Source organism: Paenibacillus tengchongensis (genome assembly GCF_008973665.1).
GTDB lineage: Bacteria > Bacillota > Bacilli > Paenibacillales > Paenibacillaceae > Paenibacillus_AQ > Paenibacillus_AQ tengchongensis.
Window position 1 is genome coordinate 93,113 of the sequence record NZ_WACP01000017.1, and the last position, 24,958, is coordinate 118,070.

Consider the following 24,958-nt stretch of genomic DNA (forward strand, 5'->3'; position numbering starts at 1 on the left):
CTGTATCCGTAGAGGAAACTGACAAAGCATTAATCCTCTAACTGATAAACGCGCGTTTACCGCAAAATTCGTAAAAAAGTGAACGCTTACGAAGCAAGTTTTACCCGAAGTGTTATCATAAGAAGTAATAGCTCGTAAAACAAAGTGAACGCTTACGAAGCAAGTTTTACCCGAAGTGTTATCATAAGAAGTAATAGCTTGTAAAACTTTTAGGAGGCCCAATCATGAACTATGTAATCGGTGTCGATCTTGGAACCAGCGCGGTCAAGACCGTGCTGGTAGACCCGCAGGGAAAGGTGGCGTTCGAGCATTCGGAAGCTTATCCGCTCAGCCGGCCCCAACCAAATTGGAGCGAGCAGAATCCGGAGGACTGGGTTAAGGGTACGCTGGTCAGTCTGCGCCGCCTGATGGAGCAGTCCGGTGTGGATCCGTCGCAGGTGGACGGCCTCAGCTTCTCCGGCCAAATGCACGGGCTGGTGCTGGTGGACGGCGAAGGTAACGTGCTGCGTCCCGCCATTCTGTGGAATGACACCCGTACGACGGCACAATGCCGCCGAATCGAGCAGACACTGAGCGGCAAACTGATTGACATTGCGCGCAACCGCGCACTGGAAGGTTTTACATTGCCCAAAATTTTATGGGTTCAAGAGAACGAACCCGAGGTGCTGGCTCAAGCCCACCAGTTCCTGCTGCCCAAGGATTATGTCCGCCTCCGGTTGACCGGTGATTACGCGATGGACTACTCCGATGCGGCGGGCACACTGCTGCTGGATGTGGCGGCCAAAGAGTGGAGCGCCGAGATTGCGGAAGCCTTCAATCTGCCGCTCTCGCTTTGTCCGAAGCTGGTCGAATCCTTCGACCAGACAGGTACGCTGCTTCCGGACATTGCGGAAGCGACAGGTCTGCTGACGTCGACGAAGGTGTTCGCCGGCGGTGCGGACAATGCCTGCGGCGCACTGGGTGCGGGCATCCTGGGCGAAGGACGGACCATGTGCAGCATCGGCACCTCCGGCGTTGTACTCTCCTATGAGAGCAACAAAGACCTCAACCTGGAAGGTAAAGTGCATTTCTTCAATCACGGTGAGAAAGACGCCTACTATATTATGGGAGTTACCCTGGCTGCAGGCCACAGTCTCACCTGGTTCAAAGAGACCTTCGCTGCGGACAAGAGCTTCGATGAGCTGCTGCAGGGTGTAGGAGCCGTTCCCGCCGGCAGCGGCGGGCTGCTGTTCACACCGTATATCTCCGGTGAGCGTACGCCGCATCCGGATGCTAATATCCGCGGCAGCTTTATCGGGATGGATTCCGGACATACCCTGAACCATTTTGCCCGCTCCGTGCTGGAGGGCATCACCTTCTCGCTGCGCGAGTCCATCGAAATCGTCCGCGATTCCGGCAAGGAGATTACCGAGGTTATCGCGATCGGCGGCGGTGCGAAGAACGAAACCTGGCTGCAGATGCAGGCGGATATCTTCAACGCTTCCATCGTCAAGCTGGAAAGCGAGCAGGGCCCGGCTATGGGCGCAGCGATGCTGGCCGCATACGGCAGCGGCTGGTTCAACTCGCTTGGCGATTGCGCCGCAGCCTTCATCCGTCCGGCAGAAGTGTTCCAACCGAATGCCGAGCAGGTGAAAGTGTATGACGGGTTGTTTGGCATTTACCAGGAAGTATACGGCCAGACACGCGGACTGAATGATAAACTGGCGGCCTATCGTCAATAACCGGGACCTTGCAGCCCGTATAACCGATTGACAGCGATATTTCCGGAGGAATCATTTCCTCCGGATTTGGCGCATTAAGGGGGAGAGTGCATCATGATTAAAGTGCTGATTGTCGATGACGAGCCCAAGCTGAGAGAAGGACTGCGCACCCTGATTCCTTGGGAAGAGCAGGGGTATACCGTGGTAGCAACGGCAGCGAACGGAATCGAAGCGCTTGAGAAATTTCATACCTTTGCTCCCAAGCTGGTAATCGCCGATATCCGCATGCCGGGAATGGATGGCCTGGAGCTGATCAATGAGCTGCGTAAAGAAAAAGCGGACTGCCACATTATGATTCTCAGCGGCTATGCCGATTTTGAATATGCCAAGAAGGCGATTTCCCTTCATATTGACGGCTACCTGCTGAAGCCTGTAGATGAGGAAGAGTTGCTCTCTTACCTGCAGGAGCTGCGCGTGACGATTAGCCGCAAAGAGCAGCTGGACCGGCTCCACAATGCTATGCCGTCCGGCAGCAGCGAGACGCTGCTGCGTGAGCTGCTGCAGCCGCGCGAGGGCGGTGAGTCTGCCGACGAGATCGTCGATGCGCTTGAACTGGAGGAGCGCAGCTGCGAAGTGGTGCTGCTGGAGCTGAAGCATTCGGCCAAAGGGGAAGAAGACAAGAATGAACGGGTCAGGCAGCTGCTGGAGCGGCGGCTCGGCGGGGAGCAAGGCCTGTTCTTTACGATGCCGCCTTATATGGGCATTCTCCTTAATCGGCCGCTGCGCGACGAGGCTGCACGCACAGCGCTATGGCGGCAGCTGAAGGATATCGTTTCCCAGGAAGAGATCGGCTTCGTTGCTGCCGCAGGCGGGGCCGTAGAGCGGCCGCAGCTGGCGGGCGTCTCCTTCGCAGCTGCCCGTGAACGGCTCGGGGAGGCTTTTTTTGCCCGGAAGGACATGCTCATCTACGGTGAGCCGGAGGCGAGAGACGTTCAGCCGCTCCGTCAGGGGACGGACCCGGAAGACCAGGACCGCGACGCAGCCATGGAGCTGCTGCTTGCGGTGGAGACGGGCAGCGAGGAAGCGATCCCTGTGCTGATCAGCGAAATCATCCGGCAGACGGTAGAAGCCAAACGTGACGAGACGGTGATCAAGGACAGCCTGATCCGGCTGCTGAGCACGACCATCGCCCGGCTGGAGGCAGCCAATCCCGATATCCGCGCCTGGACGGATGTGAACCCGTCTCCGGCCGCCGATATTTTCAACAGCTACTATCTCACCGAGGTGGAGGACAGGCTGGTCGAATATTTATCCAAGCTTTCACGGCAGCTGAGCAGCGGCGGCAGAGGCGATGAGATTAAACGGATTACCGATCTGATCCAGCGGCGGTATAACGAGAACCTGAAGCTGGGAACGCTGGCGGAGCTGTTTAATTACAACAGCGCCTATCTGGGCAAGATGTTTAAGCTGCAGGTCGGCGAGCACTTTAATACGTATTTGGACAAGGTGCGGATCGAGAAGGCGAAGCAGTTCCTGGCCCAGGGCATGAAGGTCTATGAAGTGGCGGAAAAGGTCGGGTATATGAACTCCGATTACTTCAACGCCAAGTTCCGCAAGTATGTAGGGGTGTCGCCAAGCGCCTTCCGCAAGGAACAATAAACCTGTGTTCTATGTGGGGTTATTTTGAATCTTGCACAACGCTTAGCAAGCGATTATGATATACAGGCTATTCCCGGGTTCTGAGCTTCAGGCGGGGATGGCCTGTTTTCCTTGGCATAAGCCGGAAATTTCAAGAGAGGGGGGGTCCACATTAAAAAAACAGTGCGTTTAATCAATAACCTCATTAATAACATGAAGTTTAAGAACAAGCTGATCATTTTTTACATTGTGGTGGTGATGATCCCAGTGCTGATCGTGGGGATTATTCTGACCAGCTATTTCCGGCAGGTGGCGCTGGAACGGGCGAAAGAACAGGCTATCAACAATGTGGAGAAAGTGAAGACTCAATTAGCCAGCAAGCTTCGTGTCCCTACAGATATTTCCGATTTGCTCTATTTCTCCGATGAGCTGGAGGTACTCGCCAACACCAAGTATTCCAATATTCTGGAGCTGACCCAGGCTTACAGGGGGGCTACGATCTTCCAGGAATTCATTCTCCAGTACCGGGAAATTTCCAACATCCGTTTCTACATTGAGAATGAGACGCTGGTTGATAATATGTCTCTTATTCCATTGACGGAGGATTTGGAGACCCGGTACTGGTATAAAAAAGTGATGGAGAGCAGCGGAATCTACTGGATGTATATATCCGACAACGAGAATTTCCTGACCAGCGAACGGGCATCCATCAACAAACTGAGTCTTGTCCGGCAAGTGCCTTATCCCGAATACGGGACAACCGGAATCCTGATGGTACAGGTCGTGCAGAATGAGCTTAACGGTATGCTGGTGCAGGAGCCGTTTGAAACGATTGTCATGGATGAGTGGGGCACGATCGTGGCCGCCAAAAATCCGGAGCTTGTGGGAAGTACTGAGGAGGACATTGATTCCGACATTGATCTGCAAAATCAGACGAAGGGCGTCATCCGGACCAATGTCAAAGGCGCCGCTTCCTATGTCATTATTGATGAAATGAAGCCGGCAGGCAGTGCCAGCAAGCTGAAGGTCATCTCGATCTTTGAGACGGGCAGCATTCTGGACGACGCCAACAAAGTAGGCACACTGGGTCTGCTCATCATCAGCGGGGTGCTGCTGGTGGCTCTGGTAATGGTATATATCATTTCCCTGTTAACGACGAACCGGCTGCTCCGGCTGAGCCGCCAGCTGAACCAGGTTGCCCTTGGCAATCTGAAGGTAGTGTCACATATTGACGGAACGGATGAGATCGGCCAGCTGTCGCGCCAGTTCAACTATATGGTCCGCAGCATCAACCAGCTGATTGAGCAGGTGGTAGAGAGCAACGAACGGAACAACAAGCTGGAAATCGCCCAGCGGGAAATCAAGCTGAAAATGATGGCCAGCCAGATTCATCCGCATTTTCTGTTCAACGCCCTGGAATCAATCCGTATGAACGCCCATCTCAAAGGGGAAAAGGAAATTGCCAATATCGTCCGGCAGCTCGGCAAGCTGATGCGCAAGAATCTGGAGGTCGGCCGCGAACGTGCGCCCATGAAGGAAGAAATCGAAATGATCCGTTCCTATCTGGAAATCCAGAAATTCCGCTATGAGGACCGCCTGATGTATGAGGTGAATTTCGATCCGCGGGCCGCCGACGTGCTGCTTCCGCCGCTGATTATCCAGCCGCTCGTGGAGAACTCGGTAGTTCATGGACTGGAGAACAAGGAAGGAACAGTCCATGTGAAGGTCGATATTGCCTATGTGGGGAATACGCTTCAGATCGTGGTAAGCGATGACGGAATCGGAATCAGGAAGCAGCGCCTGGCTGAAATTCTCGAGCTGATCAATAAGCCGGAAGAAGAACCGCAAAGCCGGATTGGTCTGCGTAACGTGCATCAGCGTCTGGTGATGTATTACGGAGCCGAGCATGGCCTTATCATCGAAAGCAGAGACGGACACGGGACGACAATCTCATTTTCCATTCCGGTTGATAGCGATTTCATTCCTTGACCCGCCTGCATTTCGGCAATGTCAAATTTGTATATGATTTTGAGTAAAATCTGTCGGGTATCCGCAAATAATCGGGTGGAGTATGATATGAATATAAAAAAGAAGGGGGAATATTCAACGTGAAAGCGCTCACGGAAAACGGTGTTACAGCAAATGAAAGCGTAACCCCCGTCCCACCTACAAAACGGAAGAGTGGATTTTGGAGTAGCGTAGTACAGCAAAAGTACTTGTATCTGATGTCGCTTCCATTTGTAATCTGGGTATTCATCTTCAGTTACCTGCCCTTGTGGGGATGGACGATGGCATTTCAAAATTATAAGCCGGCCAAGTCCTTCGGTGAACAGAAGTGGGTTGGACTGGACAACTTCAAAGAACTGTTTCAGGATGAACGTTTCTATCTCGTATTAAGAAATACGCTCGCGATGAGCGGACTCGGACTGGTGTTCGGGTTTGTGGTACCGGTCTTGTTCGCAGTGCTGCTCAACGAGCTGAAGGGCAGTGTGTTTAAGAGAACGGTTCAGACGGTATCGTATCTGCCCCACTTTGTATCCTGGGTAGTCGTTGGCGGGATCGTATATAAGATGCTTGCCATCGAAGGCGGGGCTGTCAATGATCTTCTCCTATGGCTGAACATCATTGATGAACCCATACAGTTTATGGCCAAGCCGAAGATGTTCTGGGGCATTGTAACGGTAGCGGATCTCTGGAAGGAAACAGGCTGGAACGCCATCATCTACTTGGCAGCGATTACAGGCATCGATAAAGAGCTGTATGAAGCCGCTAAAGTCGACGGTGCCGGAAGAGTCAAACAGATGTTTCATATCACTTTGCCGGGTATTCGTTCCACGATCACGATTCTGCTCATTATGTCGATCGGTCACCTGGTCGGAACCGGCTTCGAGAAGCAGTTCCAGCTCAGCAACAGCTTGTTAACCGACTATTCGGAAGTGCTGGACTTGTATGCGCTTAATTACGGTATTTCACTCAGCCGATTCTCATATGGTACTGCAATCAGTATGTTTACTTCGGTGGTCAGCATCATCCTGCTGCTTATCGCCAACGGGGTATCGAAGAAGATTACTAAAGAGAGCATTATGTAAAGGGGGGGTCCTAAAGTGGCAGCCAAAGCTTTCGAAACAAAGAATTCCGAACGGGCATTTGATATCTTTCTGTACATCTTCCTGGGAATTGTCATGATTGTGACGCTCTATCCCTTCTTGAACGTGCTTGCAATTTCCTTTAATGATTCTACGGATACCGTCCGCGGCGGCATTACCATCTGGCCGAGAGAATGGACGCTTGAAAATTATCAGAGAATCTTCAGTTACACCGGCCTGGTTCAAGGCTTTAAAGTATCGCTGCTCCGTACAATATCCGGTACTCTGCTGGGACTGGTCAGTTCCTCAATGCTGGCGTTTACCCTCAGTCGTCCGGAATTCAAAGCAAGAAAGTTCGTTTCTTATTTCCTGATTCTGACGATGTATTTCTCCGGCGGTATGGTTCCTGTGTATATCCTGATGAGAGACCTGAACCTCATTGGTACCTTCTGGATTTACATTCTGCCAGGTGCGGTATCCGCATTCAACGTATTCGTCATCCGTTCCTTCATGGATGGTCTGCCGTTCGCCCTGCAGGAATCGGCAAAGCTGGACGGCGCCAATGACTTTAAGATTTTCTACAAAATCATCCTGCCGCTCTGTAAGCCGGTGCTGGCCACAATCGCGCTGTTTCTGGCGGTGGGCCAATGGAACGAGTGGTTTACAACCTACCTGTACAACGGCAACAAGGCGCATCTGACTACGCTGCAATACGAATTGATGAAGGTGCTGGCCACAACGAATCAGGGCGCCGGCATGACCAACTCTAACGATCTGGCCAATCAGATGGCCCAGGTATCGCCGGAATCGATCAAGATGGCCATTACCATTGTCGTTACAGTACCGATTCTCGTCGTATATCCGTTCCTGCAGAGATACTTTGTAAGCGGGATGACACTGGGTGCGGTTAAGGCTTAAGGATTGTTATTAATTAATCAAGCTATATTAGGCATGGGAACGCATTGCTGATCCGGCAACTCCGGGTTGGAATAGCGTTCCCGCCCTAATCCGCTTAAACAGATGTGAGTAGTAAATAATAGGAATTTCTTATTGTAGTGGTTTTGCAAGCGCTAACAATGGTATACTCAGGACCTTCCTGATTATGCATAGATGTTTTACACAATTATTCAAGGGGGAGAACAAATGAACCGCAAGAGTACAAAAACAGTCTTCACACTGATGCTTCTCAGCACGATGCTGATCGCCGGATGTGGCGGCAACAATAACAATGCGGCCAACAATGCTGCGAACAGCGGCAATACAGGCACCAACACAGGCAACGAAGCAGCCGGCAACAATGCCGCCGCTGAGGATACAAGCCCAATAACCATTACCTTCTTCGGTGCCGATACCAGCCCGAACTGGAACAACATGCAGGACGATGTGGGTAAAGCCATCACTGAGAAGACTGGCGTAACCATTGAAGCCGAATATGACGTGGCCAGCGGCGGCGGCGAAGACAAGATCGCCCTGATGGCGGCAAGCGGTGAAATGCCTGACCTTATCTTTGCCAAAGGCAATCTGGGCAAGCTGATCGACGCGGGAATGGTTCTGGATATGACAGATCTGATCGAGGAACATGCCCCGAACATGAAGAAACTGTTCAGCGAAAACATGAACCGCCTGAAATACAGCAACGAGGACCAGGCTATTTACTCTATTCCTACCAACGCCGGTGTAGACCAACAGAGCTTTGACGCTACAGGCGGTTTTGAACTCCAGCACCGTGTGCTGAAGGAACTGGGCTATCCGGAAATAAAGACTACCGCTGACTTCGAAAAAGCGCTCAAGGATTATGTCGCTCTGCATCCTGAGACTGACGGCCAGCCGACCATTCCGCTGACGCTGAATGCAGATGACTGGAAAATTATGATTACGGTTACCAACCCTGCGTTTATTACTACAGGCCTGCCGGATGACGGTGAATACTACATCAATCCGGAAACCTATGAAGCCCAACTGCACTACAAACGTCCGGAGGAGAAAGAATACTTCCGCTGGCTGAACGGTCTGTATGCGCAAGGCTTGCTCGACAAGGATACCTTCGTGCAGAAGGATGACCAATACAAAGCCAAGATTGCCAGCGGCCGCGTACTGGGTCTGATCTCTCAGGAATGGGAATATCAAGATGCCGAGAATGCTCTGAAATCCGCCGGCAAGCATGAATACACTTATAGCCACTTACCAGTAACCATGTCCGAGGAATATAAGGATCATTCCTTCCAGCAGGCAGGTATTGACGGCTATGGCCTGGCCATCTCGGCTGATGCCAAGGATCCGGTCCGCATCATCAAATTCCTGGACTGGATGGCTTCCGAAGAAGGTCAAGTGCTGAGAAACTGGGGTATTGAAGGCAAGCATTACACTGTGAACGCCGACGGTGTCCGTGAAGTGCCTGCTGATATCAAGGACAGAAAAGTAAACGATGTGAACAACTTCACCAAAGAATCCGGTATCGGCCTGTACGGTGTATTCGGTGCCAAATACGGCGACGGCGTGAAGGACTCCACCGGCAACTACTATACTACAAGCTTCCCGGAAGAAATCGTAGCTTCCTATTCCGCTGTTGAGAAAGAAACTCTGGCGGCTTACAATGCAACCACCTGGAAGGACCTGTTCCCGTCTGAAGATGAATTCGAGACCAAAGAATGGGGCGCCCTGTACAACATGCCGGTTCCTACTGACGGCCAATATCAAGTAATCTACAAAAAGACAGAGGATATTATCCGCAAACGTATTCCTGAAGCAATCCTGTCCAAACCGGAAGACTTCGACAAAGTATACGACGCCTTCCTCGCTGAGCTCGACAAAGCCGGTGCGAAAGACATGGAAGCCGAGTACACCGGACTCGTGAAGCAAAGAGTTGAGCTGTGGACTGGCAAAGACCTGTAAGATTCAAGATAGACCATTTATAACGAGTATTGCAAAGGCCCGACCTTGGTCAGGGCCTTTGCTGTATTCTAATCACTCTTGCGGAGGACAAGACAATGAGCGGAGAGAATGTTAGCTACAGCTGGAAATTGAAATACAGTCAACCGGCGGTGGAATGGGAAGAGGCGCTGCCCCTGGGCAACGGGCATATGGGAGCCATGGTCTTCGGCGGAACAGTCCGTGAACGGCTGCAGCTTAATGAAGACACCCTGTGGTCCGGATTCCCGCGTGACACCAATAATTATGAAGCGCTGCGCTATTTGAAGCGGGTACGGGCCATGCTGGCGGAGGGGCGCTACGCGGAAGCGGAAGAAGTGGTTAACGCAAAGATGCTGGGCGTCAATTGTCAGGCTTATATGCCGCTCGGCGATCTGTATATCGGACACCTGGCGGCCGCGGATGCAGACACCTATGAACGGGAGCTGGATCTCGACAGCGGCATTGCCAGAGTGGCTTACCGGACGGGAGCAGGAGCGTTTACCCGCGAGGCTTTTGTCAGCGCCCCTGACGATGTAACCGTCGTGAGGCTTACCGGCGAGGCCAAAGGTGGACTGCAGGCGGAGCTGTCGCTGCGCAGCGATTTGAAGGCTTCGGCCGAATATGACGGTGAATATTTGGTGCTGCAGGGCGTCGCACCGACGCATATCGCCGACAATTATCACCAGGACCATCCAGGAGCCATTCTGTATGAGGATGGTTTGGGGATGCGCTTTGAGCTTCACCTGCAAGTCGTAGCCCAGGGCGGAAGTGTGGAGTATGCGGACGGCAAGCTGGTCATTTCCGGTGCCGATGAAGCGCTGCTGCTGCTTGCTTCGGCGACGAATTACAAGGAAATGAAGCAGCGGGCGGGCCATCTGGCGGTGACGGAAGAAGGTGGCACTGCGGATCTTACCGCAGATTGCCGGCGGCGGCTGGCAGCGGCAGCGGCCCGCTCCTATGATGAGCTCCGCGGGCGGCATGTAGCCGACCACCAGGCGCTGTTCCGCCGGGTAGAGCTTGATCTCGGCGGACAGGAGAAGGCGGAACTGCCGACCGATCAGCGGCTGGCCGCTTACCAGTCCGGCGGGAAAGATCCGCAGCTCGAGGCATTGTTGTTCCAGTATGGGCGTTATCTGCTGATCGCCAGCTCCCGTCCGGGTACACAGGCGGCCAATCTGCAGGGGATCTGGAATCAGCATGTGACCCCGCCGTGGAACAGCAACTATACGACCAATATCAATACCCAGATGAATTACTGGCTGGCTGAAGTCGGCAATCTGCACGAATGCCATGAGCCGCTGATGGATTTCATCCGCGAAGCCAGCGAGACGGGGGCCAGAACCGCCCGGGTACATTACGGTGCCCGCGGCTGGGTCGCCCATCACAACGTGGACCTCTGGCGCAGCACCGTGCCGTCGGGCGGGGATGCCAGCTGGGCATTCTGGCCGCTGGGCGGCGTGTGGCTGAGCCGCCATCTCTGGGAACACTATCTGTATGAGCCGGACCGCACTTATCTGGAAGAACGCGCCTATCCGCTGATGAAAGGCGCAGCACTGTTTGCGCTGGATTGGCTGGTAGAGCGGGAAGACGGTCTCTTGGTTACCAGCCCGTCGACCTCGCCGGAGAACCGTTTCCTGGATGCAGACGGCAAGCCATGCAGCGTATCGAAGGGTACAGCAATGGATATGACGCTGATCCGTGAGCTGTTCGGCCACTGTATCGAGGCGGCGAGGCTGCTGGACGCCGATGCGGAGTTCCGGCGGCTGCTGGAAGAGACGCTACCCCGTCTGACACCGCTGCAGATCGGTGAAGACGGCCGCCTGCTCGAATGGAGCGAGCCCTTCGCGGAAGCCGAGCCTGGTCACCGCCATGTCTCCCACTTATACGGCCTGTATCCCGGCAAAATCATCAATGAGCGGGATACGCCGGAGCTGGTGGAGGCCGGCCGGCGTACTCTGGAGCACCGCATCTCTTCAGGCGGCGGCCATACCGGCTGGAGCTGCGCCTGGCTGATTAACTTCTATGCCCGGCTGCAGGACGGGGAGACGGCTCACAGCTTTGTCCGTACGCTGCTTACGCGCTCGATCTATCCGAATCTGTTCGATGCGCATCCGCCGTTCCAGATTGACGGCAACTTCGGCGCAGCGGCAGGGATCGCCGAAATGCTGCTGCAAAGCCACCTGGACGAGATCAGCCTGCTGCCTGCCCTTCCGGCAGACTGGCAGAACGGCAAGGTCACAGGTCTTAAAGCGCGCGGCGGGCTTACGGTTGACATCGAATGGCGGGAGCATGCGCTGGTCTCAGCGCGGATTGCCGCCGGACATGATTGCGAGTACCGGCTGCGCTATGTGCGCGGACTGAAGGTCCAGCTTCCGGACGGCAGCGGGCTGGCGGCAGAGCAGCCGATTTCATTCAAGGCCGGAGAAGTCTATAGCATTACGGTGAGCTTATAAAGAGACGGTGTTGCAGCGCAGGCCGGCCGGGGATTTCCCGGCCGGCCTGTTTTTTTCAGTCTGCGAAAGTCGAAAGTGTAAGGAATTCCCCGGGGTGCCGATAATAAGGTATAGGTGAACAGTTTCCACCGGAGCGGCCGGATGCTTTTTTATTGAAAGCAATGGTTGTACGTAATGGATCTGGAGCATTTAATATAACAAGAACCTTTCGCCTGTGGGCGATTTAATCATGCAGGGGGAACAGAGGGACCATGGGAAAGAAACAAAGATCGCTGATGAAGGCCGTTCTTGGCGGCATGCTGGTGTTTGCGGCTTTGCCGCCTTTGCTGTATTGGGGATGGGATCAGGCCTACGCCGCCAGTGCAGTTAAGCTCGGATCGGTGAGCGAAATGACCCAGAAGCTGACGGGGGCAATGAGCAACCGCCGGGAGACCATTGAATTTGTCTATGCAGGCAAGACGGCAGGCTTGAAGGCCCAGGTGCAGAGCGCCATTGATAAAGCTATGGGCAGTGACCCTTATTTGTACTACATCATCGACAACTACGCGTTTTCGTACCGGGGCAATTCGCGTTCGGTCAATGTGACGGTGAAGGTGGAATACCGGGAGACTCTCCAGCAGACGGCTTATGTGAATCAGCGGGTCAAACAGATTTTGCAGCAGATTATTACACCCGGCATGAACAATCACCAGAAGATTAAGGCTATCCATGACTGGGTGGTGCTGCATCTCAAATATGACAATACGTACAGCAAATATACGGCTTATGAAGGGCTCCAAAGCGGCAGTACCGTATGCCAGGGTTATTCCTTGCTGACCTATAAGCTGCTGCTTGGCGCAGGAATCCCCAACAAGATTGTGGAGGGGACGGCCCGGGCGGAGGGGAAGGCGGCGCAGAGCCACGCCTGGAATCTTGTGCAGCTTGAGGGAGCATGGTACCATCTCGATACCACCTGGGACGATCCATCCACGACCGGCAGCATGGCTGATGAAATCAGCACGGCTTACTATATGCGCACAGATGCTCAAATGCGCCGTGACCATAGCTGGAGCAAGCCCTACCCCGCGGCTGTCACGTTATACGCCAAGACGCTGGCGGATCTGGTCAGCCGCGAGGGAACGGGTACCGTTGTATACCAGAAGCTGCAGGAAGCGCTGGACTACCATCTGTACGAGGAAGAGCAGGTGGTTACATCCGCAGCCGGACTGCAGCAGCTTGTCCAGCAATCCGTTTCGGCCGGGGAGCAAGCGCTGCTGTTCCGCTACCGCGGCACTGAGAGCTCGCTGAAGATTGCCTTGCAGGAGCTGTACAGCCTGGGGCTGAAGCAGTTGTCCTACAGCAGCAGCCCTTTTGATAATACCGGCGACCTGAAGGTGTACATCACCTGGCAATAGCTGCGTTGCTGAACTGAAGCATACGCTCTGGACATGAAGCGCCGTACAGCATGGCAGCTGCGCGGAAATGAGCATGAAGGGCACCAAAGTCCGTTGGCAAGGGGAAAAGTGCCGCGGGTTCACCCGGAACGTCAAAGAAGCTGTCCAACACAGCCATTGTTATGGCTCTGTAGGGACAGCTCCTTTTTGTTCTGGCGTGGTCGCCAAGAGACGGGGCGGACTAAACTTCGTTGGTGCTCAGATCACACTGCTCCAGAGGTACCACCTTGGTCTTCTTGATCCAGCGGTAGCCGAACCAGATGAGCAGGAACAGCGGCAGACTGATGTAGGACACCAGTACGCCATACCAGTCGATCGAGCCGCCGGAGAAGGCCCCCATGTTCTGGCCCAGGACGGCAATGAGACAGAGTACAAAGGCAAAGATCGGACCGAACGGGAACCATCTGGCCCGGTACGGAAGCTCATCGAGCGAATGGCCCTGCTTCACAAATGCGCGGCGGAAGCGGTAATGGCAGACGGCAATGCCGAGCCAGTTGATGAAGCCGCACATCCCTGAGGCGTTGAGCAGCCAGTTGTAGACGGCGCCGTCGCCGAAGAACGAGGCCAGGAAGGCGAGCATGCCTACAGCTGTAGTAACCAGCAATGCGCCGACCGGGACGCCCCGGCTGTTCAGCTTGCCCAGCGCACGCGGGGCCATACCGTCCTTAGCCATCGCGTAGAGCACGCGGGTGGCGGCGTACATCCCTGAGTTGCCTGCGGACAGCACGGAGCTGAGGATGACGGCGTTCATGACCGAAGCAGCAAAGGCCAGCCCGGCTTTGTTAAAGATAATGGTGAACGGGCTGACGCCGATGTCGTCGATGCCGCCCCGCAGCAGATCCGGATTGGTGTACGGAATCAGCATGCCGATGACCAGAATGGCGAAAATGTAAAAAATCAGGATGCGCCAGAACACCTGGCGGATCGCCCGCGGCACGTTGCGGCGCGGATTCTCGCTCTCGCCGGCGGCTACGCCTACCAGCTCGGTGCCCTGGAAGGAGAAGCCGGCGGCCATAAATACGCCGACGAAGGCGAAGAAGCCGCCGTGGAAGGAGCTTCCGCCGAGCTGGAAGTTGCTGAAGCCGACGGCTTCGCCGCCCATGATACCGAAGATCATCAGTACGCCAACAACCAGGAAGATGATGACCGTGACGATCTTGATGATTGCGAACCAGTATTCCGATTCGCCGTAGCCGCGGGAAGACAGGACGTTGAGCCCGAACATCAGCAGCAGGAAGAGCAGGCTCCATAGCGCCGAGTTGCTGTCCGGGAACCAGTACTTAATGATGACCGTGGCAGCTGCCAGCTCGGCGGCAATGGTTACGGCCCAGTTGTACCAGAAGTTCCAGCCGATGGCGAAGCCGAAAGCTGGGCTGACAAACCGGGTGCCGTAGGTGCTGAACGATCCGGAATCAGGCATATACGTCGCCATTTCGCCCAGACTGGTCATCAGGAAGTAGACCATGATTCCGACCGCCACATAGGCGAGCAATGCGCCGCCGGGACCGGAGGAGGCAATGGCCCCGCCGCTGGCGAGGAAGAGGCCGGTCCCGATGGAGCCGCCGAGGGCGATCATCGTCAGATGCCGGGCCTTAAAGGTTTTACGCAGCGCGGGTCCGCCGGCGTTGCCGCCGGAGTGCAGCGCTCCGTTATCTTGTTGTGCTTGCATGAATAAAGACACTCCTTCGTTAGGTTGTCATGGATTTGTTCATGAGCGGGAGTGGCCTGCGCGCGTAAAGCGCCGATGGAACGCAAAAAAACCGCAGACGGCTGCTGCGGTTCCTGTATATACGGCTGCCGCATCATACTCCCTGTTAAGATAGCGCAACACGAGGGGCGGGTGCGGGGGCCTGGCGGCCTCCGGACAAACGCATCGTGACAGTTCCGTCCCTTTCGGAAACGGCCCCAGTCCATGCGGCTTTAAGTAGGAGCAGCGGCACGGGCTTCGGCGAATAGACCTTTCCATGCGGATCATCGACGGCTCTTTAACGTCTCCCGGCATGTACTCTTCCTATTCGCGACCTCTACCTCATCTTTGGTATGATGAGGCTATCTTTATACAATTATGAACATAGACAGGGATTAGTATAATGCATACATGCCGAACGGAGCAATAACAAAATACGGCAGATCGGTGTCAGGTCCGCCGGCGCTCCGACATTTGCTGCCAGACGGTTCCGGCCGCTTCTTCGCCGGCGGCGATCCGCTCGAGCGCCATGCGGGCCTGCAAGCCGACCTCGAATTCCGGATCGTCGGCGGCAGACCGGAGCGCTTCTTCGGCTTCGGCAGTCCCGACCTCGTACAGGAAGCGGGCCGCCCGCCAGCGGACGAGCTTGCTGGAATCGCCCAGCGCCTCCATCATTACCGGAGTCGCCGCCGGATCGCCGATGTCCGACAGCGTATCCCCGGCCGTGCGCCGCACCGCCGGAGCGCTGTCCGCCATCGCCTCATAAAGCAGCTCCATCGCTTCCGGCGTGCGGAGGTCGCCCAGATACACGACGGCCAATCTGCGGACCTGCAGCTTGGGGTCGTGCAGCGCCGCCCGCAGCTGCGGCAGCAGCTCCGGCTCCGCGCCAAGGTTCTCCAGCGCGGCGTAACGCACGCGCCAATCCTCGCTTCTCAGGTCCTGCAGCAGCTCGGAGTGTTCCTTCTTCTGTCGCTGCTCGACGAACTCGCCGCTGGTGCCGTGCGCAATGGCCTGCTGCACGAGGGAATCGAGGCGCTCCTGCGGATACGCCGCCTCCAGCTCCTGTTCGACCTCGCGCGCAATCTCGGCCGGCTCGCCGTAACGCACGCCGTAGTCGGTCAGCTTGCGCTCTTTGATCAGCACGGCGCTGGCCACATCCGTCACCGCCTGCGTGAAACGGGCGGCGAGGGCGATGCGCTCTTCGCCGCCGCCGGTCTTCACGCGGACCTGCATCGGGATGCCGCGGAACATTTGCACGAAGACCTGCGATTCACCGTAGTGGGCGCCGCCCTCGTCGCTGCCGGCCTGCACATCGGCGCTGAGGCCTTCCGCGCCGAAGCGGGCCTGCACCTCGCGGAGAATGGCTGCCCAGTCTGCGCTGCTCTTGCGCTCCAGGGCGGCAAAATCCGCTGCATGGTAGATGCTGGTCACCCCGGGAATGCCGAGCATTTCCCGCGCCCAGCTTGGTGCGCTGCGCAGGCTTTCCGGTGTATAGGTCCGGCGGATGCCAGGCTCCAGGCTCTCGTCCAGATGAAGCTTCATCGTATTTGGACTCGGCGTCGGTTCAATAAAGGTTATCTTCATACGTTTCGCTTCCCCTTTGTCAACGACTCTTGTCACAATGACAGTATATCCGCATTTTACATCATTTGCTCCGGGGAACACAAAGCAGCGGAGGGTACAACTCGCTTAAGGCTCCAGGGAATTGGGTAAAATTTGTATTAGATCATTAAGGAGAGGTGCCGTAGATGGCCAGATTACGCTACAACAATGTCGACAACGTCAGCACCGACAAGACGCTCAAGGACCTTCGCCAGTGGCGCGAGGAGCGCCGCCGGAAGAAGAAGGATTATACCTATAAAGTGCCGAACCACCCGCCGCAGCTGGAATACTTAGGCGGGAACCGGCTGGAGACGACGATTACCTGGATCGGGCACTCCACCTTTTTTCTTCAGTACGAAGGACTGAATATCATTACCGACCCGATCTGGGCCCGGCGGCTCGGGTTCGAGAAGCGGATCAGCGAGCCGGGTATAGCGATCCAGGATGTTCCTCCGATTGACCTGATTCTTATCTCCCATTCCCATTACGACCATCTGCACCTGAATTCGGTCCGCAAGCTGTACCGGACGGGAACGACCATCGTTGTTCCGGCCGGACTGAAACGGAAAATGCAGCGCAGAGGCTTCGCGAACTGCCTGGAGATGAAGTGGTGGGAGGAACAGGTCCTAGGACCGGTGAAGCTGTCCTTTGTGCCAACCCAGCACTGGACGCGGCGGACGCCGTTTGATACGAACACCTCGCACTGGGGCGGATTCGTACTGGAGCCGTCCGACCCGGACCAGCATCCGCGCGGGGAGGACGGCAAGCGGAAGCTGCCGCCGAATCTTTATTTTGCCGGAGACAGCGGGTTCTTCCCGGGCTTCAAGGAGATCGGCAGCCGCTACAAAGTACATGTTACAATGATGCCGATCGGCGCCTATGAGCCGGAATGGTTCATGAGCTCACAGCATGTCAATCCCGAGGAGGCTGTGCAGGCATTTCTGGATGTCGGTGCAGAGCTGATGATTCCCATGCATTTCGGCACTTTCCGGCTGGCCGACGATACGGCCCGTGAAGCGCTTGACCGCATGGAGGCGGCCCGCCTGGCGCAGGGGATTTCCGGGGAGCGGATACGTACATTGGCCTACGGCGAGACGCTGATTGTGCATCCCGAGGAGCGCTATGCCGACAAGTGAGCGGGCAAGAAGGGACGCTTCGCCTAAGAAGGCGGTAATAGTTGGTTTTAGAAGCGAAATACCGCCCATTTTATGCTATAATGAGCCGGAACCCTAAGTGAAAAGGATGGTAATGCGAAAATGATAAGTACAAGCGGCGTAACACTCCGCTACGGAAAGCGCGCACTCTTTGAAGACGTAAACATAAAATTCACACCCGGCAACTGCTATGGCCTGATCGGAGCGAACGGGGCCGGCAAGTCGACCTTCCTGAAGATTCTGTCCGGAGAGATTGAAGCCAACACAGGCGACGTGCATATGACCCCGGGCGAACGTATGGCGGTCCTGAAGCAGAACCATTTTGAATACGATGAGTATCAGGTGCTGGAAACGGTCATCATGGGCCACACCCGCCTGTATGAAATCATGAAGGAGAAGGACGCACTGTACGCCAAGAGCGACTTCTCTGAAGCAGACGGTCTGCGCGCCGGCGAGCTGGAAGGCGAATTCGCCGAGCTGAACGGCTGGGATGCCGAGCCGGATGCGGCTGCGCTCCTGATCGGTCTGGGCATTACGCGTGAAATGCACGACAAGAAAATGGCCGAACTCAGCGGCAACGAGAAAGTACGTGTCCTGCTGGCCCAGGCCCTGTTCGGTCGTCCGAACAACCTGCTGCTTGACGAACCTACCAACCACTTGGACCTGGAATCGATCGGCTGGCTGGAGAACTTCCTCATGGATTATGAAGGCACCGTCATCGTGGTATCCCATGATCGTCACTTCCTGAACAAAGTATGTACGCATATTGCAGACATCGACTTCGGTAAGATTCAGATGTACGTCGGCAACTACGACTTCTGGTATGAGTCCAGCCAGCTGGCTCAGACATTGCAGCGCGATGCCAACAAGAAGAAAGAAGAGAAGATCAAGGAGCTGCAGGCGTTCATTCAGCGCTTCTCGGCGAATGCCTCCAAGTCGAAGCAGGCAACCTCGCGTAAGAAGCAGCTGGACAAAATCACCCTGGACGACATCCGTCCATCCAACCGTAAATATCCGTTCCTCAACTTCAAGCCGGAGCGCGAAGCGGGCAAGCAGCTGCTTACCATTACGGGCCTGAGCAAGTCGGTGGACGGTGAGAAGGTGCTGGACGAATTCAGCCTGGTCGTGAACAAAGGCGACAAAATCGCCTTCGTGGGACCTTACTCCCAGCCGAAATCGCTGCTCTTTGAAGTCATTATGGGCGAACAGGAAGCGGATGCCGGCGAATATACCTGGGGTGTAACAACGACCCAGGCTTATTTCCCTAAAGATAACTCCAAGTACTTTGACGGTGTAGAGATGAATCTGGTCGAGTGGCTGCGCCAATATTCCAAGGACCAGGACGAAACCTTCCTGCGCGGCTTCCTGGGCCGCATGCTGTTCTCCGGCGAAGAAGCGCTGAAGAAGGCGAGCGTATTGTCCGGGGGCGAGAAGGTCCGCTGCATGCTGGCCAAGATGATGCTTAACGGCGCCAACGTGCTGGTCTTCGACGAACCGACGAACCATTTGGATCTGGAGTCCATTACCGCGCTGAACAACGGATTGATCGACTTCGACGGCACGATTCTGTTCACTTCGCATGACCATCAGTTCATCCAGACGATCGCGAACCGTATTGTGGAGATTACGCCTACAGGGATTATCGACCGCAGCATGAGCTACGACGAGTATCTGGAGAATCCGGAAATTAAAGAATTGCGCCAGCGCATGTATCCTGTAGAAGCGTAAAACAACCCCACCAAGTGGAGTCTTGGCCTGGAGTAGACTCAGGTGCTTTGCGGGGACCGCGAAGATATAATGAAAAAACGGCTGCGTCATCCCGTGGGGAACGACGCAGCCGTTTATCTTTGCCTGCCGGCAGCGCTGCCCTGCCGCAGGTCCTAGGACCCGCCGGTACGGCGGCGCTGATTGTTGGGCTTTTTGTTGTTTTGGCTTTTCAGCGGCTTGGCGGAGCCGGCCTGGAAGCTGGCTCCCGGTTTGGATGAAGAATGCTGCTTCTTCTGCTCCAGTTTCTGGCGGATGGCGTCCGCCAGGTTGACCTTTGGTCGTTCGTTGTTTTCGCTCATTGTGTTACCCCCTTAAGAAGCAAGTCCTATGGGTTTATTCTAATGGTTTTTAAATCCCGCCACAAGGGCAAGAATAGTTCAAGTAAAGGTTACCCGTAACGGGGAAGGAAGACATAAGATAGCATGAGGGGAGCTCGCGCCGATGGCCGATATTTATGAAGATATTCGCAAGGGAGAGCGGGGAGCTGTCATCAGCATAGCCGCTTATCTGGTGCTCTCGGCTTTTAAGCTGATCAGCGGCACGCTGTTTGCCTCCAGTGCGCTGATTGCCGACGGCTTCAATAATCTGACAGACATTGTCGCCTCGGCCGCAGTGCTGATCGGGCTGCGGATTTCGCGCAAGCCGCCCGATGCCGACCATCCCTACGGACACTTCCGGGCCGAGACGGTAGCTGCGCTTCTTGCCTCATTCATTATGGCGACGGTAGGCATCCAGGTCATTGTCGAAGCGGTACGCTCCTTGTTTGAGGGCGGCAAGGCGGTGCCGGATATCCGTTCCGCCGCCGTGGCGCTGGTATGTGCGGCGGCGATGCTCGGCGTCTATGTGTATAACAAAAGACTGGCCAAACGGATTAATAACGCAGCGTTAATGGCAGCGGCCAAAGATAATTTCTCGGATGCGCTGGTCAGCATCGGGGCGACGGTCGGCATTGTCGGCGCGCAGTTCGGCCTGCCCTGGATTGACTCGGCGGCGGCTGTCGTTGTCGGTCTGCTGATCATGAAGACCGCCTGGGATATTTTCCGTGATTCCACTTACCGCTTGACCGACGGCTTTGAGGAAGACCGGCTGCTGGACCTGCGCAGCACCGTCGCCCGTACGCCGGGAGTGGAGGGAATTAAGGATCTAAAGGCCCGTGTCCACGGCAATCATGTCCTGGTGGATGTAGTCGTAGAAGTGGATGCGGGAATCACCGTCTTGGAAGGTCATCGAATCAGTGATTCAATTGAGGAGCGCATGGGTAAACTTCATAATATTATGAATGTGCAGGTACATGTGGAGCCTAGGGCCAATAATGGCCCGAGAACTCCTAATTAGCTGTAATATCCACCAAATTCAAGGAGAAATCAAGACTATAGACCCGGAGCTTGCCATAACTTGGCAAGCTTTTTTGTGAGATTTGGAGCATGTTCCCAATCCGGACTGCCCCTATAATGAGGGCAGAAAGCAACAATCGTAGCGCGCGCCGTTGTTGGATTTCTCAATCTAGTAAGCGGGGGAACGCTATGATCACAACTTACAAGCAAGTCGCTGCAACGTTACTGGTCTCGGCAACGCTTGCAGTATCATTGGGAGTGTCCGCACCACAGCAGGCGTTCGCGGCAACAGCCGGGGCATCAGTTACAGCAACAGCCTCACAAACCGGAATCATTCAATCTTCGGTTCGTCTGCGCACCAGTCCTTCGACAGGCAGCAGTGTAATTAAGTACCTGCAGACAGGCGACCAAGTCATTATATTGGAAAAAACAAACAGCTACTGGTACAAGGTGAGAACCGCATCGGGTGAAGTGGGGTATACCAGTGCAGACGACCAGTATATCAGCGTTGTTACGGCTCCGGCGGCTCCATCTTCAGCACAGACGGCAGTCATTGAATCTACTGTACGTCTGCGCGAGACTCCTTCAACCAGTGGAACAACTCTGGGGTATTTATATGAAGGCGATCAAGTGGTAATATTGGAGAAGACCAACAGCTATTGGTACAAGGTTCAGACTTCGCAAGGTACAGTCGGCTACACCAGCTCTTCGAGTCAGTACATTTCGGTTGGAGGTGCAGTCCCTGCGCCAGCACCGACGCCAACACCAACTCCGGTACCTACGCCGACTCCGGCGCCGCCGGCTTCATCCGCAATCATTGACAAGGTTATTGCCGCAGGTATGGGCTATCTGGGGACTCCTTATGAGTTCGGTTCCAGCCGCAGCAACACCAGCACCTTTGACTGCTCGGATTTCATCCGGCAGATCTTTATTGATGCGGCTAATCTGAAGCTGCCTGCCGATTCCCGGCAGCAAGGCACCTGGGTTAAAGAGAACAGTACGGCAGTTACCGATATCTCGGCCCTCAAACGCGGAGATCTGATGTTCTTTATGGATTACAAAGGGAGCTCGGCTTCGGCTTATGCCGGAATTAACAAATCCACGGCCAGAATTACACATGTCGCCATGTATATGGGGGATGGGCAGATTCTGCATACGTATTCCGTATCTTCGGGCGGAGTAAGAGTGGATAAATTAAGCGCTTCTTGGATGAACCGTTTCCTTTACGGAGGTTCGGTCATCCGCTAATATAGAAGTAGTGAAACAGGAAGCGTTTGTTTCGCGAGGTTTGTGACGGGTGAACTAGGGCGGATGTTTTGTGGGGCTATTCCTTCAGTGGACGATTCTACTGAAGGGATAGCCCCTCCTGTTTTCCGGGACTTCGAAGCATTGCTTCACTTAGTGGGGCTGGCTATGTTGTTTACCGGGGTCCCCGCAAAGTATCTGAATAAGCTCCATAGCATTGCTTCACTTAGTGGGGCTTTTTTATGGTGTGATTACATAGGCGGACACAGGGATCTTGACCCACGCCTTACCCAACCAGGTATAGATTTCCCGCCATTCGTTGCCGAAGGCATCAGTCAACACAGCGCCGGTGGTATCGACGGTCTGTGCGCCCAGCCAGCCTACCGGTGTCATACTGTTGATCGATAAATGGAACGGTGTAGCTTGAGTCAGAATGATTTGCGGAGTCGCAGGCTTGATATCTTCAGGAGTGATTACTGGATCAGCCGGGTCGGCATAAGTGGTTCCTGTTACTGTTGTGGCGTCGACAGTAGTCACTTCGGCCGCCGAGGCAGTCGCGGCGATCGAAGCCATAAGACCTAATGCAACGGTGAGGCTGGCGAGTTTCTTCATCGAATAATTCCTCCTAAATAGTGGTTTGGGTATGTGGATTGTTCCATAACAGCGCTGCGCTAATAAGCATGTAAACAAAAAGAGCATAAACTGAAACCGGCAGCTCCGCCGCAACGCTAAAAAAGTTAAAATCCTGTTTCTTTAAGAGGTTCTAAAGCATGGAAAGGCTTATGGCGTATGCGGGTTGAATATATATATAGTGCAGGTAGTGCGGGCTGTCTCCGGCAGGCACAAAACAGGCCCGGAGACTCTGCATCCAAGTCTCCGGGCCCAGGCTGGCTCTTTCGGGCATATTCGACAAGCGGCACTACATTGATCTTCCGCGGCGTTCTGTAAAGAGAGAGATAACAAAGAGCACCAGGAAAACAAAGAATAGAATTTTGGCGATTCCCACAGCTGCAGAGACGATATTAAAGAAACCGAATATGCCGGCAACCAGTGCGATAACCAGCAGAATTACGGACCATCTTAACATATCGTGTCACCCTTTCCGTATGTGATGTAGTCAATGTTTAAACGGACACCCTGCCGTTGAAACAACAGTGTGCGGAGATAGGCTTGCAGACGCTTGACAGATTGTTTCGGCCCAGGAGCCTCCGGGTAACTATGCAATATCAAGGCAGAGCACGCCGACATTTATGAAGTGGAAGGGGTTTTTCAAAATGATCATTGAACTTAGCGTTGCACTCGTAGCCATCGCCTTCGCAGTACTTGTATTTTTCCTGATTAAAACGCTGCAGTCTGCGAAAGTATCCCTCGATAAGGTCAGCCAGACTCTGCAGGAGGTTCAGAAGACCGTTGATGAGCTTACCTATGAAGTCAAAACCACGGTCAGACACGCCAATGACATTACCGCCGATGTACAGGGCAAAATACAAAAGATCGATCCGATTGTCGATTCCGTCAAGAACCTTGGCGATGTAATGAACGAACTGACATTAACGGTGAAACAGGTATCGGTAACGGTGATCGACAGATTCCGCAAATCGCGTGAATTGAAAGAGAAGGCCGAAGCGGTCTCGATTAACAATGCCGAGCTGACGCCTGCTGAAGAACGCACGGTGAATTCCTATAAAGCTGTTAATGAACAAAAATCTTCAGGCAAGGTGGCTACGGTGCTTAAAGGTGTAGACACTGCTGCAGCTATCTGGCAGAAATTCCGCCGCTAAGCGCGCACGGCAGCGGGAGGCTCCTATGAAAGGCGGGTTGTTGCGATGAATATCCTCTGGTTACTGCTGGGCCTACTATCCGCAATAAGCACCCCGTCTGCAAGTCAGCAGGAGGTCCATACCGCCCTGCTGCCCCTGCAGCCTGGAGCTGTGCTGGCGTTTGAACAGTCACCGGCGCAGGAACAGAAAGTGTACATGAGCCGCTTCGACTCGCTGGCTGGTGTGCCATTGTACACCACTGAAGATGAATTGCTGCAGCGGAAAGGGCTGCCGCTTCAGATTGCACCTGACCCTTGGCAGGAATGTCTGGAATACCAATATGCTGATATGTCAGCCGGCATATGTGGTGGAACGGTGCTATACGTGCATGTTGACCCCGCCCAAGCCGGGCAATACGGGCTGACGCTGAACGGAGTGCGGCTCGATCCTGTGCAGAATAACATCCATGATCTGTTAGGCTCTCCCGATTTTGTTGCCGAAGACGGCGATGTCTATTTAAGAGGAAACGCGGCGCTGAAGATTTACCGCAATCCTGCGACCGGAACATGGGAAGGCATCGATTTATTTGATGCGTATTCTTCTTAGCAGATGTTTCAACGCAGGCTGAAGGGGGTAATGAATATTCAGCCGCTTTTTAAGGGTCCCCTTATTTAAGACAAGGAGCGTGATTTCATGAATTCAGTCGGTACAATGGCTTATGCCAAGCTGGTCGATAACGGCATTCAGGCGATCGAGGAAGTGAACCGACTGCGCGACGGCGGCTACAGCAAAGAGGATATTTATGTCCTCAGTCATGATATAAGCCGTGAAAGCCGCATCGCCGATACGGCGGACGTGAATGAAGTCAATCTCAGTGAAGAGGGGCTGTTTGGCGCGATTGCCAACCTGTTCCGTTCACGGGGCAATGCGCTCCGGTTCAAGATTACATCCCTCGGGTTCAGTCCTGCGGAAGCGAACTTCTATGAGAAGGAACTGGACACAGGTAAAGTACTGGTAATTACACGCAGATTAGCGAGATAAAGATGGCAAAAGCATGATAAAGCTATACTCAATAGCGTAACCTCCAGCCCCACTGCACTCAGAGTGGGGCTGGAGGTTACTTTGTTGAACAATTATATTAGTGAATACAAATAATGGATTTTATTGGCGGGAATATATCTTTCATACC

Annotated in this window: 20 protein-coding genes and 1 riboswitch; of the genes, 15 read left to right on the forward strand and 5 right to left on the reverse strand. The window is 54.5% G+C overall.

Going from position 1 to position 24,958, the window contains the following annotated elements:
* Positions 1-224: 224 nt before the first annotated feature.
* The 8 genes from xylB (at position 225) to F1381_RS24230 (ending at position 13,181) form a co-directional block, all read left to right on the forward strand.
* A complete protein-coding gene (xylB, locus tag F1381_RS24195; RefSeq protein WP_151737397.1) occupies positions 225-1,721 on the forward strand; it encodes a xylulokinase in 1,497 nt (498 codons plus the stop codon).
* Between the two features lie 93 nt (positions 1,722-1,814).
* A complete protein-coding gene (locus tag F1381_RS24200) occupies positions 1,815-3,359 on the forward strand; it encodes a response regulator transcription factor (protein ID WP_151737398.1) in 1,545 nt (514 codons plus the stop codon).
* 192 nt (positions 3,360-3,551) lie between these two features.
* On the forward strand, positions 3,552-5,327 hold the full coding sequence (locus F1381_RS24205; protein ID WP_151737399.1) for a sensor histidine kinase: 1,776 nt from the start codon (positions 3,552-3,554) through the stop codon (positions 5,325-5,327).
* Between the two features lie 119 nt (positions 5,328-5,446).
* Positions 5,447-6,427, forward strand: a complete 981-nt coding sequence (locus F1381_RS24210) for an ABC transporter permease (protein WP_246188182.1) — start codon at positions 5,447-5,449, stop codon at positions 6,425-6,427.
* 15 nt (positions 6,428-6,442) lie between these two features.
* Positions 6,443-7,342 carry a carbohydrate ABC transporter permease gene (locus F1381_RS24215; RefSeq protein ID WP_151737401.1) on the forward strand — a complete coding sequence of 300 codons (900 nt, stop codon included), beginning with the start codon at positions 6,443-6,445 and terminating at the stop codon, positions 7,340-7,342.
* Positions 7,343-7,567: 225 nt separating this feature from the next.
* Positions 7,568-9,316 carry an ABC transporter substrate-binding protein gene (locus F1381_RS24220; RefSeq protein ID WP_151737402.1) on the forward strand — a complete coding sequence of 583 codons (1,749 nt, stop codon included), beginning with the start codon at positions 7,568-7,570 and terminating at the stop codon, positions 9,314-9,316.
* Positions 9,317-9,411: 95 nt separating this feature from the next.
* The gene (locus tag F1381_RS24225) at positions 9,412-11,787 is read left to right on the forward strand and encodes a glycoside hydrolase family 95 protein (protein ID WP_151737403.1); all 2,376 of its coding nucleotides are present in this window, start codon (positions 9,412-9,414) and stop codon (positions 11,785-11,787) included.
* Between the two features lie 251 nt (positions 11,788-12,038).
* Complete coding sequence (locus tag F1381_RS24230) at positions 12,039-13,181, forward strand: transglutaminase domain-containing protein (RefSeq protein WP_151737404.1); 1,143 nt, start codon at positions 12,039-12,041, stop codon at positions 13,179-13,181.
* A 220-nt stretch (positions 13,182-13,401) separates the two neighbouring features.
* Here F1381_RS24230 and F1381_RS24235 read toward each other — a convergent pair whose 3' ends face one another.
* Positions 13,402-14,889, reverse strand: a complete 1,488-nt coding sequence (locus F1381_RS24235; RefSeq protein ID WP_151737405.1) for an amino acid permease — start codon at positions 14,887-14,889, stop codon at positions 13,402-13,404.
* Between the two features lie 143 nt (positions 14,890-15,032).
* A riboswitch (Lysine riboswitch) is annotated at positions 15,033-15,255 on the reverse strand.
* 102 nt (positions 15,256-15,357) lie between these two features.
* Positions 15,358-16,491 carry a virulence factor gene (locus tag F1381_RS24240; RefSeq protein WP_151737406.1) on the reverse strand — a complete coding sequence of 378 codons (1,134 nt, stop codon included), beginning with the start codon at positions 16,489-16,491 and terminating at the stop codon, positions 15,358-15,360.
* 164 nt (positions 16,492-16,655) lie between these two features.
* Between F1381_RS24240 and F1381_RS24245 the strand changes: the two genes are divergently transcribed.
* The gene (locus F1381_RS24245) at positions 16,656-17,645 is read left to right on the forward strand and encodes an MBL fold metallo-hydrolase (RefSeq protein WP_151737407.1); all 990 of its coding nucleotides are present in this window, start codon (positions 16,656-16,658) and stop codon (positions 17,643-17,645) included.
* A 120-nt stretch (positions 17,646-17,765) separates the two neighbouring features.
* Complete coding sequence (locus tag F1381_RS24250) at positions 17,766-19,391, forward strand: ABC-F family ATP-binding cassette domain-containing protein (protein ID WP_151737408.1); 1,626 nt, start codon at positions 17,766-17,768, stop codon at positions 19,389-19,391.
* A 152-nt stretch (positions 19,392-19,543) separates the two neighbouring features.
* Here F1381_RS24250 and F1381_RS24255 read toward each other — a convergent pair whose 3' ends face one another.
* The gene (locus tag F1381_RS24255) at positions 19,544-19,729 is read right to left on the reverse strand and encodes a hypothetical protein (RefSeq protein WP_151737409.1); all 186 of its coding nucleotides are present in this window, start codon (positions 19,727-19,729) and stop codon (positions 19,544-19,546) included.
* Between the two features lie 142 nt (positions 19,730-19,871).
* Between F1381_RS24255 and F1381_RS24260 the strand changes: the two genes are divergently transcribed.
* The gene (locus F1381_RS24260) at positions 19,872-20,765 is read left to right on the forward strand and encodes a cation diffusion facilitator family transporter (RefSeq protein WP_151737410.1); all 894 of its coding nucleotides are present in this window, start codon (positions 19,872-19,874) and stop codon (positions 20,763-20,765) included.
* Positions 20,766-20,953: 188 nt separating this feature from the next.
* Positions 20,954-22,012: a C40 family peptidase gene (locus F1381_RS24265; protein WP_151737411.1), complete on the forward strand. Its 1,059-nt coding sequence runs from the start codon at positions 20,954-20,956 to the stop codon at positions 22,010-22,012.
* Positions 22,013-22,249: 237 nt separating this feature from the next.
* Here F1381_RS24265 and F1381_RS24270 read toward each other — a convergent pair whose 3' ends face one another.
* Complete coding sequence (locus F1381_RS24270) at positions 22,250-22,582, reverse strand: hypothetical protein (protein ID WP_187355542.1); 333 nt, start codon at positions 22,580-22,582, stop codon at positions 22,250-22,252.
* Positions 22,583-22,928: 346 nt separating this feature from the next.
* On the reverse strand, positions 22,929-23,096 hold the full coding sequence (locus tag F1381_RS24275) for a DUF1328 domain-containing protein (RefSeq protein WP_151737413.1): 168 nt from the start codon (positions 23,094-23,096) through the stop codon (positions 22,929-22,931).
* Between the two features lie 187 nt (positions 23,097-23,283).
* Between F1381_RS24275 and F1381_RS24280 the strand changes: the two genes are divergently transcribed.
* The 3 genes from F1381_RS24280 to F1381_RS24290 all read left to right on the forward strand — a co-directional run bounded on the left by F1381_RS24280 (position 23,284) and on the right by F1381_RS24290 (position 24,810).
* Positions 23,284-23,790 (forward strand): DUF948 domain-containing protein, encoded by a 507-nt coding sequence (locus F1381_RS24280; RefSeq protein WP_151737414.1) that lies wholly within the window; start codon positions 23,284-23,286, stop codon positions 23,788-23,790.
* Positions 23,791-23,835: 45 nt separating this feature from the next.
* Positions 23,836-24,375 carry a hypothetical protein gene (locus tag F1381_RS24285; RefSeq protein WP_151737415.1) on the forward strand — a complete coding sequence of 180 codons (540 nt, stop codon included), beginning with the start codon at positions 23,836-23,838 and terminating at the stop codon, positions 24,373-24,375.
* Positions 24,376-24,462: 87 nt separating this feature from the next.
* The gene (locus F1381_RS24290) at positions 24,463-24,810 is read left to right on the forward strand and encodes a YflT domain-containing protein (protein WP_151737416.1); all 348 of its coding nucleotides are present in this window, start codon (positions 24,463-24,465) and stop codon (positions 24,808-24,810) included.
* Positions 24,811-24,958: the final 148 nt, after the last annotated feature.

What these genes read in the sequence shown, in the direction of transcription:
- xylB (WP_151737397.1), top strand. Translation starts at nt 225, where the DNA reads ATGAACTATGTAATCGGTGTCGATCTTGGAACCAGCGCGGTCAAGACC.
- F1381_RS24200 (WP_151737398.1), top strand. Translation starts at nt 1,815, where the DNA reads ATGATTAAAGTGCTGATTGTCGATGACGAGCCCAAGCTGAGAGAAGGA.
- F1381_RS24205 (WP_151737399.1), top strand. Translation starts at nt 3,552, where the DNA reads ATGAAGTTTAAGAACAAGCTGATCATTTTTTACATTGTGGTGGTGATG.
- F1381_RS24220 (WP_151737402.1), top strand. Translation starts at nt 7,568, where the DNA reads ATGAACCGCAAGAGTACAAAAACAGTCTTCACACTGATGCTTCTCAGC.
- F1381_RS24225 (WP_151737403.1), top strand. Translation starts at nt 9,412, where the DNA reads ATGAGCGGAGAGAATGTTAGCTACAGCTGGAAATTGAAATACAGTCAA.
- F1381_RS24230 (WP_151737404.1), top strand. Translation starts at nt 12,039, where the DNA reads ATGGGAAAGAAACAAAGATCGCTGATGAAGGCCGTTCTTGGCGGCATG.
- F1381_RS24235 (WP_151737405.1), bottom strand. Translation starts at nt 14,889, where the DNA reads ATGCAAGCACAACAAGATAACGGAGCGCTGCACTCCGGCGGCAACGCC.
- F1381_RS24240 (WP_151737406.1), bottom strand. Translation starts at nt 16,491, where the DNA reads ATGAAGATAACCTTTATTGAACCGACGCCGAGTCCAAATACGATGAAG.
- F1381_RS24245 (WP_151737407.1), top strand. Translation starts at nt 16,656, where the DNA reads ATGGCCAGATTACGCTACAACAATGTCGACAACGTCAGCACCGACAAG.
- F1381_RS24250 (WP_151737408.1), top strand. Translation starts at nt 17,766, where the DNA reads ATGATAAGTACAAGCGGCGTAACACTCCGCTACGGAAAGCGCGCACTC.
- F1381_RS24255 (WP_151737409.1), bottom strand. Translation starts at nt 19,729, where the DNA reads ATGAGCGAAAACAACGAACGACCAAAGGTCAACCTGGCGGACGCCATC.
- F1381_RS24260 (WP_151737410.1), top strand. Translation starts at nt 19,872, where the DNA reads ATGGCCGATATTTATGAAGATATTCGCAAGGGAGAGCGGGGAGCTGTC.
- F1381_RS24265 (WP_151737411.1), top strand. Translation starts at nt 20,954, where the DNA reads ATGATCACAACTTACAAGCAAGTCGCTGCAACGTTACTGGTCTCGGCA.
- F1381_RS24270 (WP_187355542.1), bottom strand. Translation starts at nt 22,582, where the DNA reads ATGGCTTCGATCGCCGCGACTGCCTCGGCGGCCGAAGTGACTACTGTC.
- F1381_RS24275 (WP_151737413.1), bottom strand. Translation starts at nt 23,096, where the DNA reads ATGTTAAGATGGTCCGTAATTCTGCTGGTTATCGCACTGGTTGCCGGC.
- F1381_RS24280 (WP_151737414.1), top strand. Translation starts at nt 23,284, where the DNA reads ATGATCATTGAACTTAGCGTTGCACTCGTAGCCATCGCCTTCGCAGTA.
- F1381_RS24285 (WP_151737415.1), top strand. Translation starts at nt 23,836, where the DNA reads ATGAATATCCTCTGGTTACTGCTGGGCCTACTATCCGCAATAAGCACC.
- F1381_RS24290 (WP_151737416.1), top strand. Translation starts at nt 24,463, where the DNA reads ATGAATTCAGTCGGTACAATGGCTTATGCCAAGCTGGTCGATAACGGC.